The 15,415-nt window shown below is 69.9% G+C and carries 13 protein-coding genes; 4 read left to right on the forward strand and 9 right to left on the reverse strand.

Annotated elements, in window-relative coordinates:
• Nucleotides 1-73 precede the first annotated feature (73 nt).
• Nucleotides 74-1,126 carry a 5-dehydro-2-deoxygluconokinase gene (gene iolC / locus QR77_RS11990; RefSeq protein ID WP_078876623.1) on the reverse strand — a complete coding sequence of 351 codons (1,053 nt, stop codon included), beginning with the start codon at nt 1,124-1,126 and terminating at the stop codon, nt 74-76.
• Between the two features lie 199 nt (nt 1,127-1,325).
• Between iolC and QR77_RS11995 the strand changes: the two genes are divergently transcribed.
• Entirely contained in the window at nt 1,326-2,237 is a 912-nt protein-coding gene (locus QR77_RS11995) for a sugar phosphate isomerase/epimerase (protein ID WP_040021551.1), read from the forward strand.
• 61 nt (nt 2,238-2,298) lie between these two features.
• Here the strand turns inward: QR77_RS11995 and QR77_RS12000 are convergent, their stop codons facing one another.
• Nucleotides 2,299-2,856, reverse strand: a complete 558-nt coding sequence (locus QR77_RS12000; protein ID WP_236710609.1) for a TetR/AcrR family transcriptional regulator — start codon at nt 2,854-2,856, stop codon at nt 2,299-2,301.
• Between the two features lie 93 nt (nt 2,857-2,949).
• Between QR77_RS12000 and QR77_RS12005 the strand changes: the two genes are divergently transcribed.
• Nucleotides 2,950-3,999: a zinc-binding dehydrogenase gene (locus QR77_RS12005; protein ID WP_040021554.1), complete on the forward strand. Its 1,050-nt coding sequence runs from the start codon at nt 2,950-2,952 to the stop codon at nt 3,997-3,999.
• 105 nt (nt 4,000-4,104) lie between these two features.
• On the opposite strand, the gene QR77_RS12010 is transcribed toward QR77_RS12005, so the two are convergent.
• Both QR77_RS12010 and QR77_RS43445 read right to left on the reverse strand, forming a co-directional pair.
• Nucleotides 4,105-5,094, reverse strand: coding sequence for a phosphotransferase (locus QR77_RS12010; RefSeq protein ID WP_173476297.1), 990 nt, complete (start codon nt 5,092-5,094; stop codon nt 4,105-4,107).
• Nucleotides 5,095-5,216: 122 nt separating this feature from the next.
• Nucleotides 5,217-5,936, reverse strand: coding sequence for a DUF4232 domain-containing protein (locus QR77_RS43445; RefSeq protein ID WP_107068920.1), 720 nt, complete (start codon nt 5,934-5,936; stop codon nt 5,217-5,219).
• 462 nt (nt 5,937-6,398) lie between these two features.
• Here QR77_RS43445 and QR77_RS12025 point away from each other — a divergent pair, with 462 nt between their 5' ends.
• Nucleotides 6,399-6,623: a MerR family transcriptional regulator gene (locus QR77_RS12025; protein WP_040021565.1), complete on the forward strand. Its 225-nt coding sequence runs from the start codon at nt 6,399-6,401 to the stop codon at nt 6,621-6,623.
• Between the two features lie 178 nt (nt 6,624-6,801).
• A complete protein-coding gene (locus tag QR77_RS12030) occupies nt 6,802-7,044 on the forward strand; it encodes a heavy-metal-associated domain-containing protein (RefSeq protein WP_040021567.1) in 243 nt (80 codons plus the stop codon).
• A gap of 562 nt (nt 7,045-7,606) precedes the next feature.
• On the opposite strand, the gene QR77_RS12035 is transcribed toward QR77_RS12030, so the two are convergent.
• The 5 genes from QR77_RS12035 to QR77_RS12055 form a co-directional block, all read right to left on the reverse strand.
• On the reverse strand, nt 7,607-8,920 hold the full coding sequence (locus QR77_RS12035; protein ID WP_078876625.1) for a citrate synthase: 1,314 nt from the start codon (nt 8,918-8,920) through the stop codon (nt 7,607-7,609).
• 180 nt (nt 8,921-9,100) lie between these two features.
• Nucleotides 9,101-11,326: an ATP-dependent RecD-like DNA helicase gene (locus tag QR77_RS12040; protein ID WP_040021570.1), complete on the reverse strand. Its 2,226-nt coding sequence runs from the start codon at nt 11,324-11,326 to the stop codon at nt 9,101-9,103.
• Between the two features lie 264 nt (nt 11,327-11,590).
• Nucleotides 11,591-13,312 (reverse strand): cytochrome c biogenesis protein CcdA, encoded by a 1,722-nt coding sequence (locus QR77_RS12045; protein WP_107069073.1) that lies wholly within the window; start codon nt 13,310-13,312, stop codon nt 11,591-11,593.
• 177 nt (nt 13,313-13,489) lie between these two features.
• Nucleotides 13,490-14,287, reverse strand: coding sequence for a sugar phosphate isomerase/epimerase family protein (locus tag QR77_RS12050; protein WP_052489586.1), 798 nt, complete (start codon nt 14,285-14,287; stop codon nt 13,490-13,492).
• 29 nt (nt 14,288-14,316) lie between these two features.
• Nucleotides 14,317-15,415 (reverse strand): dihydrodipicolinate synthase family protein (locus QR77_RS12055; RefSeq protein ID WP_040021593.1); only part of this gene is annotated, 1,099 nt, incomplete at its 5' end.

The raw sequence follows: 15,415 nt of genomic DNA on the forward strand, positions 1-15,415 counted from the left end.
CGGGCGGCGGCCTCGGCGACGGCCTCGGGGTGGTGGGCGCGCAGCCGGACCAGCTCGGAGATGTCTATCGGACTCACGAGGCGGCCCCACGGGGCAGCTCGGTCTGCGGGAGCCCGTTCCGCGGGACAGCCTGTGGTGTGTCGGGGGCCTGTTCGGGGAACGGCCCGCCGTCCAGGACCTGGCCCACCTCGTGGTCGTACGGCATCGCCGACGAGCAGGCGAGGCGCCCCGCGACGATGGCGCCGGCCGCGTTCGCGTACCGCATGGCGCGCTCCAGGTCCCAGCCGCCGAGCAGCGCGTGGCACAGGGCGCCGCCGAAGGCGTCACCCGCGCCGAGGCCGTTGACGACCTCGACGGGGACGGGCGGCACCTCGGCGCGGGTGCCGTCCCTGTGGAGCGCGAGGACGCCCTTGGGGCCCTGTTTGACGACGGCCAGCTCGGCCCCGGCGGCGAGCAGCGCGCGGGCGGCGGCGTCGGGTTCGCGCTCCCCCACGGCGATCTCGCACTCGTCGAGGTTGCCGACGGCGACGGTGGCATGGCGCAGGGCGCGCGCGTACAGCTCGCGCGGGTCGGCGCCGTCCCCTCCGTACGCCCCGTCGGGCCAGAACATCGGCCGCCAGTCGAGGTCGAAGACGGTGATCCCCGATCGCGCGCGCGACTCCAGGGCGGCCAGCGTCGACGAGCGGCTGGGCTCGGCGCACAGCCCCGTACCGGTCATCCAGAAGATACGGGCGGCGCCGACCGCCTCCAGGTCCAGCTCCGAGGCGTGGATCTCCAGGTCGGGGGCCTTGGGGCGGCGGTAGAAGTAGAGCGGGAAGTTGTCCGGCGGGAACACCTCGCAGAAGGTGACCGGCGTCGGGTACTCCTCGACCGGGGTGACCCACCGGTCGTCCACGCCGAAGCCGCGCAGCGCTTCGTGGATGTAGTCGCCGAAGGGGTCCAGGCCCGTCCGGGTGATCACGGCGGCGCGGTGCCCGAGCCTGGCGGAAGCGACGGCGACGTTCGTCGCCGAGCCGCCGAGGAACTTCCCGAACGTCTCGGCCCGCGCGAGTGGGACACCGGTCCGCAGCGGGTACAGGTCGACCCCGATCCGGCCCATGGTGATCACGTCGTACGGCTCAGGCATGCGCGGGTCCCTTCGCTTCGAGGCCGCTGTCGGGGCCGCTGCCGAGACCCCTGTCAGCGAGCCCCCGAGAGCCCGCCGGAGCCGGTCCCGCGGCGGCCAACCCCAGGTTTAACGACCCGCCGAAGCCCTGTCAATGTTTTGTCCTGACATTCGGACGAACTCTTGACACTGTTTCCGCGGGGCCGGGAAGCTGACCGCCATGACCTCTTCCGCAGCGACACCGAACCGCATCCGGGTCGGGTCGGCTCCCGACTCCTGGGGCGTGTGGTTTCCCGACGACCCCCAGCAGGTTCCCTGGCGGCGCTTCCTCGACGAGGTGGCCGAGGCCGGGTACGAGTGGATCGAGCTGGGTCCGTACGGCTATCTGCCGACCGATCCGGCCGTCCTGGGCGCCGAGATCGCCGGGCGCGGGCTGAAGGTGTCGGCGGGGACCGTCTTCACCGGGCTGCACCACGGTCCCGCCGTCTGGGACGAGACCTGGGCGCATGTCGCGTCGATCGCCGCGCTCACCCGGGCGGCGGGCGCCGACCACCTGGTCGTCATCCCGGCGTTCTGGCGCGACGACAAGACGGGGAAGGTGCTGGAGGACCGTACCCTCACCGCCGCGCAGTGGCGGGACCTGACGACGCAGACGGAGCGGCTCGGCCGGGAGGTGCGGGACACGTTCGGGCTGCGGATCGTCGTCCATCCGCACGCCGACACGCATGTCGACACCGAGGACAACGTCAGCCGCTTCCTCGACGCGACCGATCCCGATCTGGTGTCGCTGTGCCTGGACACCGGGCACTACGCGTACTGCGGGGGCGACAGCGTCAAGCTGATCGAGACGTACGGGGAGCGCATCGGCTACCTCCACCTCAAGCAGGTGGACCCGGAGATCCTCGCGGGGGTCGTCGCCGAGGAGGTGCCGTTCGGCCCGGCCGTCGCGCGGGGCGTCATGTGCGAGCCGCCCGCCGGGATCCCGGCGCTGGAACCCGTACTGGCTGCGGCCCGGCGGCTCGACGCCGAGCTGTTCGCCATCGTCGAGCAGGACATGTACCCGTGCCCGCCGGACAAGCCGTACCCGATCGCCGAGCGCACGCGCCGCTTCCTGCGGAGCTGCGGCGTCTGAGGCCCTGTCTCCCTGGTCCTGTTTCCCTGGTCTCCTTTCCCGGACCTTCGTCGAAAACGCTCTAGCCGCGGGGCGATGTGCCGGCTTGAACCAGGGCTCGTGCCAGGTCAGTGCTCGCCGGGAGGCTGTCGAGCGAGAGTGGCTGGGTGGCGAGAGCACCCTCGTGCAGCACGAGGAGCTGGGTGGCGAGGGTGGCCGGGGACGAGCAGCCCGCCCGGGCGGCGAGTTCCTCGAACAGGTCCAGCAGCCAGAGCTTCTGGTTCTCGGCGATGCGGTACGCGGGATGCGAGGGGTCCGGGAGTTCGGCGAGCGCGTTGATGAAGGCACATCCGCGGGTGTTGGTCTGGCTCCAGGTCCGCAGCGCCTCGAAGGGCGCGGTGACGGCCTCGGCGGGAGTGTCGGCGGCGTCGACGGCGGCACGGACAAGTGACCGCCAGCGCTGATCGCGGCCCGTGAGATAAGCCGCCACGAGGTGGTCTTTCGAACCGAACTGGTTGTACAGGGTCCGCTTGGTCACCCCTGAGCGCTCGGCGATCAGATCCACGCCGACCGCGGTGATTCCGCGGTTGTAGAACAACTCCTCAGCGGCCGCCACGATCCGGTGGCCGGCCGGCGTCATGGGCCGCGCCTCCTGCATGTGCGAACCCCTTCACTGATCGGTGTACGTTGGGGGATGTTCACCGATCAGTATACCCGCGAGGAGGTTCAAGCGATGAGTGCGTCACAGTTCATGCGAGCGGTGCGAATCACCGGGCACGGAGGACCGGAGGTCCTTGAGCTGACGGAGGTCGCCGTCCCCGCCCCGGGGGCAGGAGAGGCACTGATCCAGGTCAGCGCGGTAGCTCTGAACAACACCGACCTGTGGACCCGGGAGGGCGCCTACGGCCGTCCGGGAGACCCGGAGGCGACGTCGGGCTGGCGCGGCCCGATCGACTTCCCGCGTATCCAGGGAGCCGACGTGGCCGGCCGCGTCGTGGCCGTCGGGACGGGAGTGGAGGGGAGCCTCGCCGGACGCCGAGTGGTTGTCGACCCCGCGATCTACGACACCGAAGGGCCGGACGCCAACCCGGTGGGCCTGATGGGGAGCGAACGCGACGGCGGATACGCCGAGTACGTGACAGCGCCGGTGGAGCGCGTACACGACGTGACGGAATCCCCGCTCACGGACGACCAGCTCGCGACGCTGCCGACCGCCTACGGCACGGCGCTGGGCATGATCGAGCGAGGCCGGCTGCGGAAGGGAGAGACCGCCCTGGTCTCGGGAGCGTCCGGCGGCGTCGGCGTCGCGCTGGTGCAGATCGCCCGTGCGCGCGGCGCGAGGGTGCTCGCCATCAGCAGCGGCCCCAAGATCGACGCGGTACGCGAAGCGGGCGCGCACGACGTCGTCGACCGCGCGGGAGACGTCGTCGAGCAGATCCGCGCCGCCGCCCCGGAGGGCATCGACGTCGGACTCGACGTCGTGGCCGGCGAGCTGGTGGGTGAGGGGCTGCCGCTGCTGCGCGAGGGGGGCCGGTGGGTCATCGCCGGCGCGCTCGGCGGATACGACGTGGCCTTCGATGTGCGCCGTCTCTACCTGCACAACGCCCAGGTCATCGGGTCGGCGATGCATACGCCCAGGCACTTCGGCCTGCTGATGGACCTGGCCCGCCGGGCCGAGGTTGCCCCCGTCATCGCCGCGGCCTTCCCACTGGAACAGGCCGCTCAGGCGCAGGAGGAACTCTCCCGCAGGGGGCACGTGGGAAAGATCGTCATGCACCCCTGAGTCTGCCGCCGAGTCCGCCGCCGAGTCTGCCGCCGCGCTGCCCCGATGCCGGCGAGTGCCGCTCCGGGCGTCCAGGGCGTACGACGGGGCCGCCGACCGTGTGCGTCAGGTGCGGACGAGCGCCAGCGCCTGGTTCAGGTTGTACTCGGCGATGTCCGCCATGAACGCCCGGCCGGGGAAGTCCCCGTCGAGCAGCCGGAGCGGGCCGGCCGTCAGGGAGAGCCGCTGCGCGAGCATGTAGAGCGCGAGCCGGTCCTCGTCCAGCCCGTCCACCGCCAGCGGCCGGTACCGGTCGTGCAGGCGGATACGCAGGTGGACGTGCTCCCACTCGACGTCGAAGTACATCAGCCCCTCGATATCGATGATCACGGGGTTCCCTCGCGCGTCCACGCATACGTGCGAGGGCCCCAGTTCGCCGTGTACGACCGCGTACTCCTCGCGGGGCCGCACCGCCGCCGCCAACGTCAGCAGCCGCTCCTCCAGCCGGTCCCGGGCGTCCGCGATCCGGCGGTCGCGGACGACCACCTCGCCGAGGTCCCGCCGCGCACGGTCCAGCACCACCGCCTCGGGGGACCCGCCGCGCGAGGTTCCGCCCGCGTCGACCAGGGCGACCTTGCCGTACGACGGCGCCCGGTGCAGCCGCATCACCGTCAGCGCCTCGGCGAGCCGCTCCATGACCGGCGCGGCCGCGCGCGGATCACGGGCGAGCAGCGCCTCCAGGTCCTCGCCCGGGAAGTCCTCGACGATCGCGAGGTCCGCCGGATGGTGGACGCCGTCGCGGTCGATCAGACGTATCGCCGGGACGCGGACACCGAGCGCGGCCAGTCGCGTATGCGCTGCCTCGAACAGGTCGAGGCCGACACTGCGCGCGAACGGATCGGTGAGGTCGTCGTCGCCCTCTGCCTGCGGCCAGTAGTTCTCCGCGTGGTCCCACAGATAGGCGATCGCGGTCGTCGCGTCGTCCATCGTCAGGCGGTACACGCCCTTGGTGGTGCCGCCGGCCAGCCGCTCGACCGCCTCCAGCCGCCGCCCGCCGCCGAGCGCGGCCACCGCCGCACTCGCCAACTGGTCCCGTGTCACTGCCTTCGGTGCCATGCCCGAACCGCCCTTACCGACTCTCTGTCCCCGGAACAACCCGGGCACCTTACGGGAGGGGTGGGGCGGGGGCGACGGGTTTATTCGTGGCCCTTGTTCGTGGCCCTTGTTCGTGGCTGTCCTCAGCCGGTGTGGACCGGGCCGACCCGCAGGTTCTGGATGGTGGGGCCCACGCACTCGTCGCGCTGCCAGGGGACGACGGCCTGCTGCCGCTGGTTCGGCGGGAAGATCCGCAGGGACTCGGCCGAGGTGAGCCCGCACTCCTTCTCCGAGTAGCCGCTCTGACCGTTGATGGCCCGCGCGTCGGAGACCGCGTGACCGTTCGGGCGCAGGGTTACGGCGTTCTTGGCGGCCTCCACGCGGTCGGCGGCCTTCCCGAGCTGGGTGCCCTGCGCCGTGGTGAAGGAGACACCGGGGAAGCCGATCAGGGTGCAGGAGGTGGTTCCGGTGTTCTGGAAGTCGATCTGGAAGTTGGTCGAGCCGGCGCCGGTGTCGAAGTTCCCCGCGGTGATCCTGAGTTGGCTCGTCGGACACGCCCTGCCCGACGAATTCGCCGTCCCCGTCCCCGTGTTCGCCGTGGACGGCTTCGGCGCCGAGCCGGGTACGGAGGGCGAACCCGCCGTGGCGGAGCCCGCGTTCGCCGTAAGGCTCGCGGAAGTGGAAGGAGGGGTGGGAGCAGAGGGGGAGGCGGGAGCGGAGGCGGAGGCCGAAGCGGAGGCCGGGGCTGGGGCGTCAGCCGCCGGGGCGGTCGCGTTCTGGGAGCCACACGCCGTCAGGGTGAGGCCGGCGGCGACCACGGCGATGGCCGAGATCCCGCGAAGTGCGACTGGCGTCGTACGCATGATGTCTCTTCTTTCGTCCGTGGAGTTCATGGACTTCGTGGTGTCGGCGGAGCCCGCCGTCTACGGGTACCCACTGAGCAGATTTACACAGCATTGCCCCGAAGTCACCGTGTGTTACAGGTCCGCTACAGAACTCGGCCACGCCAAAAACAAAGCCCGCAGCCTCGCCGCCTCATGCTGATATCCCCTCACCCGTTGAACTGCGGGCCCTCCGTCCCGTTTGATGGGACTGCGTCACATGTACCGCAAGTGCCGCAAGTACCGCATGTGTCAGAGAGATCCGCTTTCTGTCACACATATCTCCATTACGCGGGTTTTCCGTCACAGGAGAGCGACAGCGGCCCGCCCTTCGGCGCTCCGCGCCGTCCGGCGCCCCCAGGCTGAGTGATCACCAGCACCTTCGGCGGCTCCACCGACGGCCCCCCGGCCGCCGCCCCCGAAGACGCGGGGAGGGTTCCACTCATGACGGACAACCGACTGTGGTCGTACAAGGAGATCGCGGCGCACATCAGGGTGCAGCCGGACACCGTCCGCTCCTATCGCAAACACGGGCTGCTCCCGTCGCCCGACCACGTCGAGAACGGCAAGCCCTACTGGTACGCGGACACCGTCCGCACCTGGGTCGCCAACCGGCCGGGCAACAGAGGCAACAGAGGTAACAGCGACAGCAGAGCCGGCAGCGCCTGACACGCCCCCCGGGGACGCCATCACCGCGCTTCGTTTTCATACCCCCTAGGGGTACAGTTTCACTGCGCCTGGGAGTCACGGGCCCAACCGTGCCCCCAGGCGCGCACCGAAGCCGCACGTTCTCAGTTGTCAGTTCTCAATTCCCCAAACCCCCAAAGTTCTCAAAGAGGAGACCGCCATGACCGCGGAGACACAAGCCGAGACCGCCACGACCACGACCGTCCGCCAGGTCAGCGGCATGACCTGCGGCCACTGTGAAGGCGCCGTGTCCGGTGAGATCTCGAAGATCCCGGGTGTGACCTCCGTACGGGCCGAGGCGGCGACCGGCCAGGTGACGATCGTTTCCACGGCGCCGCTGGACGAGGACGCCGTACGGGCCGCCGTGGACGAGGCGGGATACGAGTTGGCCGACCAGGCATGATCAGCCAGATCTGATCATCACAACGACATACCTTTAAACCCCTCAATCACAGGCATAGCCCCGGCTTTTCCTCTGTTCTCGTGGCGCCGAACTCTTTTCGCCTTCATCTCTTCACATGAGGCACAAGTCCTTCACAAAGAGACCTAGATCACATAGATTTAGGGGTAACCATTGAGGCAGCTCGCGTGTCTAACAAGACAGTGCAGGAGAACGTCTTGGGGGACGTTCGATTGCACGTCATGGGATGTCTTGGGGGACATCTCAGGCAAGCGATTGGCCGGGGCACGCGTGCATCGGGGAGCTTGAGCGGCCCTCCCGTGCGTACGTCGTACCCCGGTCAGACCGCCAGACCTCTGCTGGCAACAGCAGGCGCCCGGATCCGGATCCCGTGGGGGGAATCCGCTCCGGGGAAATGGAAAGCGCCCCGTTCGTCAACCCGTGGGGGGATTGACGGCGGGGCGCTTTTCCATATCTGAACAGCGAGGCCGGCGGAGCCGACCGGGCCCGGACAGCGCGACGCGCGCGGACGCCTGAGGCGTCCGCGCACCGGGGCGCGGGTGGGTCAGCGGCCCTCGACCGGGACGAAGTCGCGCAGGACCTCGCCGGTGTAGATCTGCCGGGGACGGCCGATCCGGGAGCCGGGCTCCTTGATCATCTCGTGCCACTGGGCGATCCAGCCGGGCAGCCGGCCGATCGCGAAGAGCACGGTGAACATCTCGGTCGGGAAGCCCATGGCGCGGTAGATCAGGCCCGTGTAGAAGTCGACGTTCGGGTAGAGCTTGCGCGACACGAAGTAGTCGTCGGCCAGCGCGTGCTCTTCGAGCTTGAGCGCGATGTCGAGCAGCTCGTCGGACTTCCCGAGCGCCGCGAGGACATCGTGCGCCGCCGCCTTGATGATCTTCGCCCGGGGGTCGAAGTTCTTGTAGACGCGGTGCCCGAAGCCCATGAGCTTCACGCCGTCTTCCCTGTTCTTCACCTTGCGGATGAAGGAGTCGACATCGCCGCCGGAGGCCTGGATGCCTTCGAGCATCTCCAGCACGGACGCGTTGGCGCCACCGTGCAGGGGGCCCCAGAGGGCGCTGATGCCGGCGGAGATCGAGGCGAACATGTTCGCCTGCGAGGAGCCCACCAGACGCACGGTCGACGTCGAACAGTTCTGCTCGTGGTCCGCGTGCAGGATGAACAGCTTGTCCAGCGCGGAGACCACGACCGGGTCCGGCTCGTACTCCTGCGCCGGGACGGAGAACGTCATCCGCAGGAAGTTCTCGACGTACCCGAGGTCGTTGCGCGGGTAGACGAAGGGGTGGCCGATCGACTTCTTGTACGCGTACGCCGCGATCGTGGGCAGCTTGGCCAGCAGCCGGATCGTGGAGAGGTTGCGCTGCTTCTCGTCGAACGGGTTGTGGCTGTCCTGGTAGAACGTCGACAGCGCGCTGACCACGGACGACAGCATCGCCATCGGATGGGCGTCACGCGGGAAGCCGTCGTAGAACCGCTTGACGTCCTCGTGGAGCAGCGTGTGCTGGGTGATCTCGTTCTTGAACGAGGCCAGCTCGTCGACGCTCGGAAGCTCGCCGTTGATCAGCAGATACGCCACCTCGACGAAGCTGGACCCTTCGGCCAACTGCTCGATGGGGTAACCGCGATAGCGGAGGATGCCCTCTTCGCCGTCGAGGTAGGTGATCCCTGACTTGTAGGCGGCGGTGTTGCCGTACCCGCTGTCCAGCGTCACCAGGCCGGTCTGGGAACGGAGCTTCCCGATGTCGAAGCCCTTGTCACCGACCGTGCTGTTGATCACCGGGTAGGTGTACTCATCGTCGCCGTACCGCAGTACTACCGCGTCGTTGTCGCGTTTCTCGCTCACGTCATCCCTCACCGACGTAGTGCCTCTTCTTCGAGGTGCCCTGACTGTCTCTACCATCCCCCATTTGGCTCAGGAGAGTGCACTCGGGGTCGACCATTAGGCCTTTTGGCGGCACTCAGTGCCGCCAACCTGTTCATCCTGCCCCCTTCGCCCTGGTTCCGAAAGTCCTCGATCATGTTTCGCGCCGCGAGGTCACGCCGAGCTGCCCGCACCCGACAGCCGGTGGTCCAGCGCCGTGAAGCGCCGCCCCGCCGAGACCGTACGGACCGCCTGCCCTATGGCCCGGCGGGAGCCGACCAGGACGACGAGCTTCTTCGCGCGCGTCACCGCCGTGTAGAGCAGATTCCGCTGGAGCATCATCCAGGCGCCGGTGGTGACCGGAATGACCACCGCGGGATACTCGCTGCCCTGGGAGCGGTGGATCGTCACCGCGTACGCGTGGGTCAGCTCGTCCAGCTCGTCGAAGTCGTACGGCACCTCCTCGTCCTCGTCCGTCAGCACGGTCAACTGCTGGTCGTCGAGGCTGAGCGAGGTGACGACCCCGACCGTGCCGTTGAAAACCCCGTTCGCCCCCTTCTCGTAGTTGTTCCTGATCTGTGTGACCTTGTCCCCCACGCGGAAGACCCGCCCGCCGAACCGCTTCTCGGGCAGCTCGGGTCTCGCCGGGGTGATCGCCTGCTGGAGCAGGGCGTTGAGCGCTCCGGCCCCCGCCGGACCACGGTGCATCGGCGCCAGGACCTGGATGTCCCGCCGTGGGTCCAGGCCGAACTTGGCCGGGATCCGGCGGGCCGCCACATCCACGGTGAGCAGCCCCGCCTCGTCCGTCTCGTCCTCCACGAAGAGGAAGAAGTCGCTGAGGCCCTGGGTGATGGGGTGCACCCCGGAGTTGATCCGGTGGGCGTTGGTGACCACCCCCGACTGCTGCGCCTGCCGGAAGATCCGGGTGAGCCTGACCTGGGGCACGGGCCCCTTCTCCGCCAGCAGATCGCGCAGCACCTCGCCCGCGCCCACCGAGGGCAACTGATCCACATCCCCGACCAGCAGCAGATGCGCGCCCGGCGCCACGGCCTTGACCAGCTTGTTGGCCAGCAGCAGATCGAGCATCGACGCCTCGTCGACCACCACCAGATCCGCGTCGAGCGGCCGGTCCCTGTCGTACGCCGCGTCCCCACCCGGCCGCAGCTCCAGCAGCCGGTGCACCGTGGAGGCGTCGGCCCCGGTCAGCTCGGCGAGCCGCTTCGCCGCCCGGCCGGTGGGCGCCGCCAGCACCACCTTGGCCTTCCTGGCCCGCGCCAGCTCGACGATCGAGCGGACCGTGAACGACTTCCCGCAGCCGGGGCCGCCCGTCAGGACCGCCACCTTCTCCGTGAGCGCCAGCCTGACCGCCTGCTCCTGCTCGGGCGCCAGCTTCGCGCCCGTACGCCCCGCGAGCCAGGCGAGCGCCTTGTCCCAGGCGACGTCCTGGAAGGCGGGCATCCGGTCCTCTCCGGTCCGCAACAGCCGGCGCACCTGCCCGGCGAGTGACAACTCAGCGCGGTGGAACGGCACCAGATAGACCGCGGTGACCAACTCGCCCCCGCCGTCGGGACCCGGCACCGTCTCCCGTACGACCCCCTCCTCCTCGGCCGCGAGTTCGGCGAGGCACTCGATGACCAGGCCGGTGTCCACGGCGAGCAGCTTCACCGCGTCCGAGATGAGCTGGTCCTCGGGCAGGAAGCAGTGCCCCTGGTCGGTGGACTGCGAAAGGGCGTACTGGAGCCCGGCCTTGACCCGCGCAGGGCTGTCGTGCGGAATGCCGACCGACTGGGCGATCCGGTCCGCCGTGAGGAAGCCGATGCCCCAGACGTCGGCCGCCAGCCGGTACGGCTCGCTCCTGACGACCGAGATCGACGCGTCCCCGTACTTCTTGTAGATCCGCACCGCGATGGAGGTGGAGACCCCGACCCCCTGGAGGAAGATCATCACTTCCTTGATGACCTTCTGCTCCTCCCAGGCCACCGCGATCATCTTCGTCCGCTTGGGACCGAGCCCGGGGACCTCCACCAGACGCTTCGGCTGCTCCTCGATGATGTCGAGCGTGTCGACCCCGAAGTGCCCGACGATCCGGTCCGCCATCACCGGGCCGATCCCCTTGATCAGCCCTGATCCCAGATAGCGCCGGATGCCCTGGATGGTGGCGGGCAGAATCGTCGTGTAGTTGTCCACCAGGAACTGCTTGCCGAACTGCGGGTGCGAGCCCCAGCGGCCCTCCATACGCAGCGACTCCCCCGGCTGCGCGCCGAGCAACGCGCCGACCACGGTGAGGAGATCGCCGCCACGGCCGGTGTCGACCCGGGCGACGGTGTAGCCGTTCTCCTCGTTGGCGTACGTGATCCGCTCAAGAACTGCTTCGAGCACGGCGGGAGCTGGATTGGACATGATCCGACGCTACCGCCAGGCCCCGACAACCCGCTCGGCCTGTGGACAACGTGAACGACATCGGCGACGCGAGGCCCGGCGCACTGCCAGGGGCCCGGTCCCCAGGACCGGGCCCCACGCGCTCCCCCCTCAGCCGATGCGTCCCGATCCCCCCGGATCCCTCCCCGGACGCGCCGACGACATGTACGACCCACATCACCCCGGAAGGGTTGCACGGTTCCTCTGAGTAATTTCCCGCCCGGTCCGCCCGGTCGGCCCGGCCGCCTACCCGAAGGTGAACGAGTACGCGCTCAGGCCCGGCGACAGCGTCAGTTTGATGGTGCCCTGCTGCTGGCTCCCGCTGTGGAAGACCGTGTAGATGTCGGGTGCCCCCGAGATCCGGTACTTCGTCGTCTTGCCGTTCACCGTCGCCGTCACCGTGCCGGTGCCGCCCACGTCGAGGTAGATGTCGTTGGCCAGGTAGTTCAGCTCGATGCCGGCCTTCTCTTTCGCCTTGAGCGCCTCGCCGCCCACCGACCACGTGCCGGTCAGCGCGAATTCGTTCTCCGGCACCGACGACGGGTAGCTGAACCGGTGAGTTCCCGGGGTGAGCGGCGTGCCCTCGGCGAACGTGTTCGCCCGGTCCGAGCCGAGGTAGGTCTCCGGGGTCATCTCCGCCGAGGTGGGCGTCGTGTTGGCGACGTTCGTGGTCGGCGGCAGCGCCACGCCCGGGTGAGCCGAGGTGAGCAGTTGACGGATCATCGACTCCGTCTCGTCGTAGGTCCCCTCCCCGATGGCGACATGCCGCACCTCGCCCTTCGCGTCGATCAGGTACTCGGCGGGCCACGAGTTGTTGGAGAACGCGTTCCAGGTCGTGTACTTGTTGTCCAGCGCCACCGGATAGGTGACATGGAGCCGCTTGGCTCCGGCGGCGACATTCGCCGGGACGTGCTCGAAGGCGTACTCAGGCGTGTGGACGCCGATCACCTCGAACCCGTCGGACTTGTACGCGGAATACCACGCACCGACATGGGGAATGGCGCGCTGGCAGTTGATGCACGAGTAGGCCCAGAAGTCGACCAGTACGACCTTGCCCGCCAGCGACTTCTGTGTGACGGGCGACCCGTTCGGGGTGTTCAGCCACTGCTGGATGCCGGAGATCGCCGGGGCCTTCCCGCAGTCCTGGAGGTCCTCCGTCGGTTGCGTGGCGCAGGCCGTCAGCGCGGGGTTCTGGCCCGGCGCGCCCTGGAGCTGCGCGATGCCGCCGTCGCCCGCCTTCTTGAGCGCGTTGTTGAGGGAGTTGGTGTAGTCGGGTACGGCGCGTTGCAGGGCGTCGGTCACATTGAAGGTGAGAGCGACCGCGAGGCCGATCACCACCACGCCCGCCGCGATCCGCAGGCCCCGCTGGCGGGTGCGGAACGCCCGTACGCGCTCCGCGACCCCCTGCCCGGCGAGGGCGAACCCGAGCAGCGGCAGCGCGGCGCCCACCGCGAACGCCACGGTCAGCAGGACCGTTCCGACGCCGATCTTGCCCGTCGCCCCGGCCACCGTGATGGCGGCCAGCACCGGCCCCGCGCACGGCACGTACACCGCGCCGAGCGCCAGGCCCAGCACAAAGCCCCCGTGCTCGGTGCGGACCCGCCGCTGCGGAATCCAGGCGAACGGTTTCTCCAGCAGGTGCTGGACCGACGGCAGCATCATGGCGATGCCGAGGACGACCAGCACCACAAGTCCCGCCCAGCGGATGGTGTCCTTGGGCAGCGGCAGCGCGCTCAGCACCAGGGTGCCGAGCAGCGTGAAGGCGCTGAAGCTGATGGCGAGGCCGAGCACGATCAGATACGGCCGCCGGTTGGCACGCCGTGCCGGAGCGCCCGCCGCGACCACCACCGGGCCGGTCCCCGTCGGGGCGGCGCTCCGTACCCCGCCGGACAGAAAGACAACCGGCAGAACCGGCAGCACACAGGGCGATATGCCGGTGATAAGTCCACCGACCAGCCCGATCAACATCAGCGTGACCAACGGTGACCTCCCGCAACCCGGCCTGCCCGCACGGCGGCAGAGCGGCCGGCGCCGCGAATTCGCAGGGAAACCACACGATACGGGGCGTTCCTGTGACCCGGGGGACCGGCCTTCCACCGGCCCCCCACCGCCGGCCGCCGTACGCCGCCGCGCGAACCGCCGCGCTCAGAGCGCGTACGTCACATACCGCTCCGCGACCTCCCTGAGCAGTTCCACCCCGTCCCGCGCCCACAGTTCGTCGTTGAACAGCTCGACCTCGATCGGCCCGTCGAAGCCCGTGCCGTCCACCAGCTCCCGCCACGCCCGCAGGTCGACCGCGCCGTCCCCGATGAGCCCGCGCCCGTTCAGCACCCCGGCCGGCAGCGGAGTGACCCAGTCGGCGAGCTGGAAGGAGTGGATACGCCCCGCAGCGCCCGCCCGTGCGGCCGCCGCCGGAGCGCGGTCGTCCCACCAGATGTGGTACGTGTCCACGACCACGCCGACCTGTTCGGCGGGGAAGCGTTCCGCCAGTTCGAGGGCCTGGTCGAGGGTCGAGACCACACAGCGGTCGGAGGCGAACATCGGGTGCAGCGGCTCGATCGCGAGGCGTACGCCGCGCTCCCCCGCGTACGGAGCCAGCTCGGCCAGCGCGTCGGCGACGCGTTCCCTGGCCGCCGGCAGGTCGCGGCTGCCCGGCGGGAGCCCGCCGGAGACCAGGACCAGGGTGTCGGTGCCGAGCGTCACGCACTCGTCGATCGCCGCCCGGTTGTCGGCCAGCGCCTCGGCCCGCGCGGCCGGGTCGATCGCGGTGAGGAAACCGCCCCGGCACAGGGTGGTGACGGCGAGACCCGCGTCGCGTACGAGCTTCGCCGCCGCCTCCACCCCGTACGCCTGGACCGGCTCGCGCCACAGCCCCACTCCCGGGACACCGAGGCGCACGCACGCCTCGGTCAGCTCGGGCAGGGAGAGCTGCTTGACCGTCATCTGGTTGATGGAGAAACGGCTCAGGTCGCTCACCGGCTCACTCCGTACACATCGAGCAGGGACGCCATCCGGGTTTCGGCCAGCGCCGGGTCGGGGAACAGCCCGAGGCCGTCGGCCAGCTCAAACGCCCGCGCGAGGTGCGGCAGCGAACGCGCCGACTGGAGGCCGCCGACCATCGCGAAGTGGTCCTGGTGGCCGGCCAGCCAGGCCAGGAACACCACGCCCGTCTTGTAGAAGCGCGTCGGTGTCTGGAAGAGGTGGCGGGACAGCTCGACGGTCGGGTCGAGCAGCTCCCGGAAGCCCTTCGGGTCGCCGGTGTCGAGAATCCGTACGGCCTCGGCTGCCAGCGGCCCCAGCGGGTCGAAGATCCCGAGCAGCGCGTGGCTGAATCCCCGGTCGTCGCCCGCGATCAGCTCCGGGTAGTTGAAGTCGTCGCCGGTGTAGCAGCGCACGCCCTTCGGGAGCCGGCGGCGCAGATCGATCTCGCGCTGGGCGTCCAGCAGCGAGATCTTGATGCCGTCGACCTTGTCCGGGTGCTCGGAGATGACCTGGAGGAACGTCTCGGTGGCGGCGTCGAGGTCGGCGCTGCCCCAGTAGCCGTCGAGCGCCGGGTCGAACATCGGGCCGAGCCAGTGGAGTACGACCGGTTCGGCCGACTGCCGCAGGAGGTGCGCGTAGAGGGTGAGGTAGTCGTCGGGCGTGGTGGCAGCGGCGGCGAGCGCGCGCGAGGCCATCAGGATCGCCTGCGACCCGGTCTCCTCCACCAGCGCCAACTGCTCCTCGTACGCCGCCCGCACCTCGTCCAGGGTGTGCGCGCCGGGTCCGAGCTGGTCGGTGCCGACCCCGCACGCGATCCGGCCGCCGACGGCCTTCGCCTCGGCGGCCGAGCGGCGGATCAGCTCGGCGGCGCCCGCCCAGTCCAGGCCCATGCCGCGCTGCGCCGTGTCCATGGCCTCGGCGACGCCGAGACCGTGCGACCAGAGGTGGCGGCGGAAGGCGAGCGTGGCGTCCCAGTCGACGGCGGCGGGCGCGTCGGGGCTGATGTCGGCGTACGGGTCGGCGACGACGTGCGCGGCGGAGAAGACCGTACGGGAGGTGAGCGGCGCCGCTCCGGCCGCAGCGGCTCCC

Source organism: Streptomyces sp. 150FB, from assembly GCF_000818195.1.
Lineage (GTDB): Bacteria > Actinomycetota > Actinomycetes > Streptomycetales > Streptomycetaceae > Streptomyces.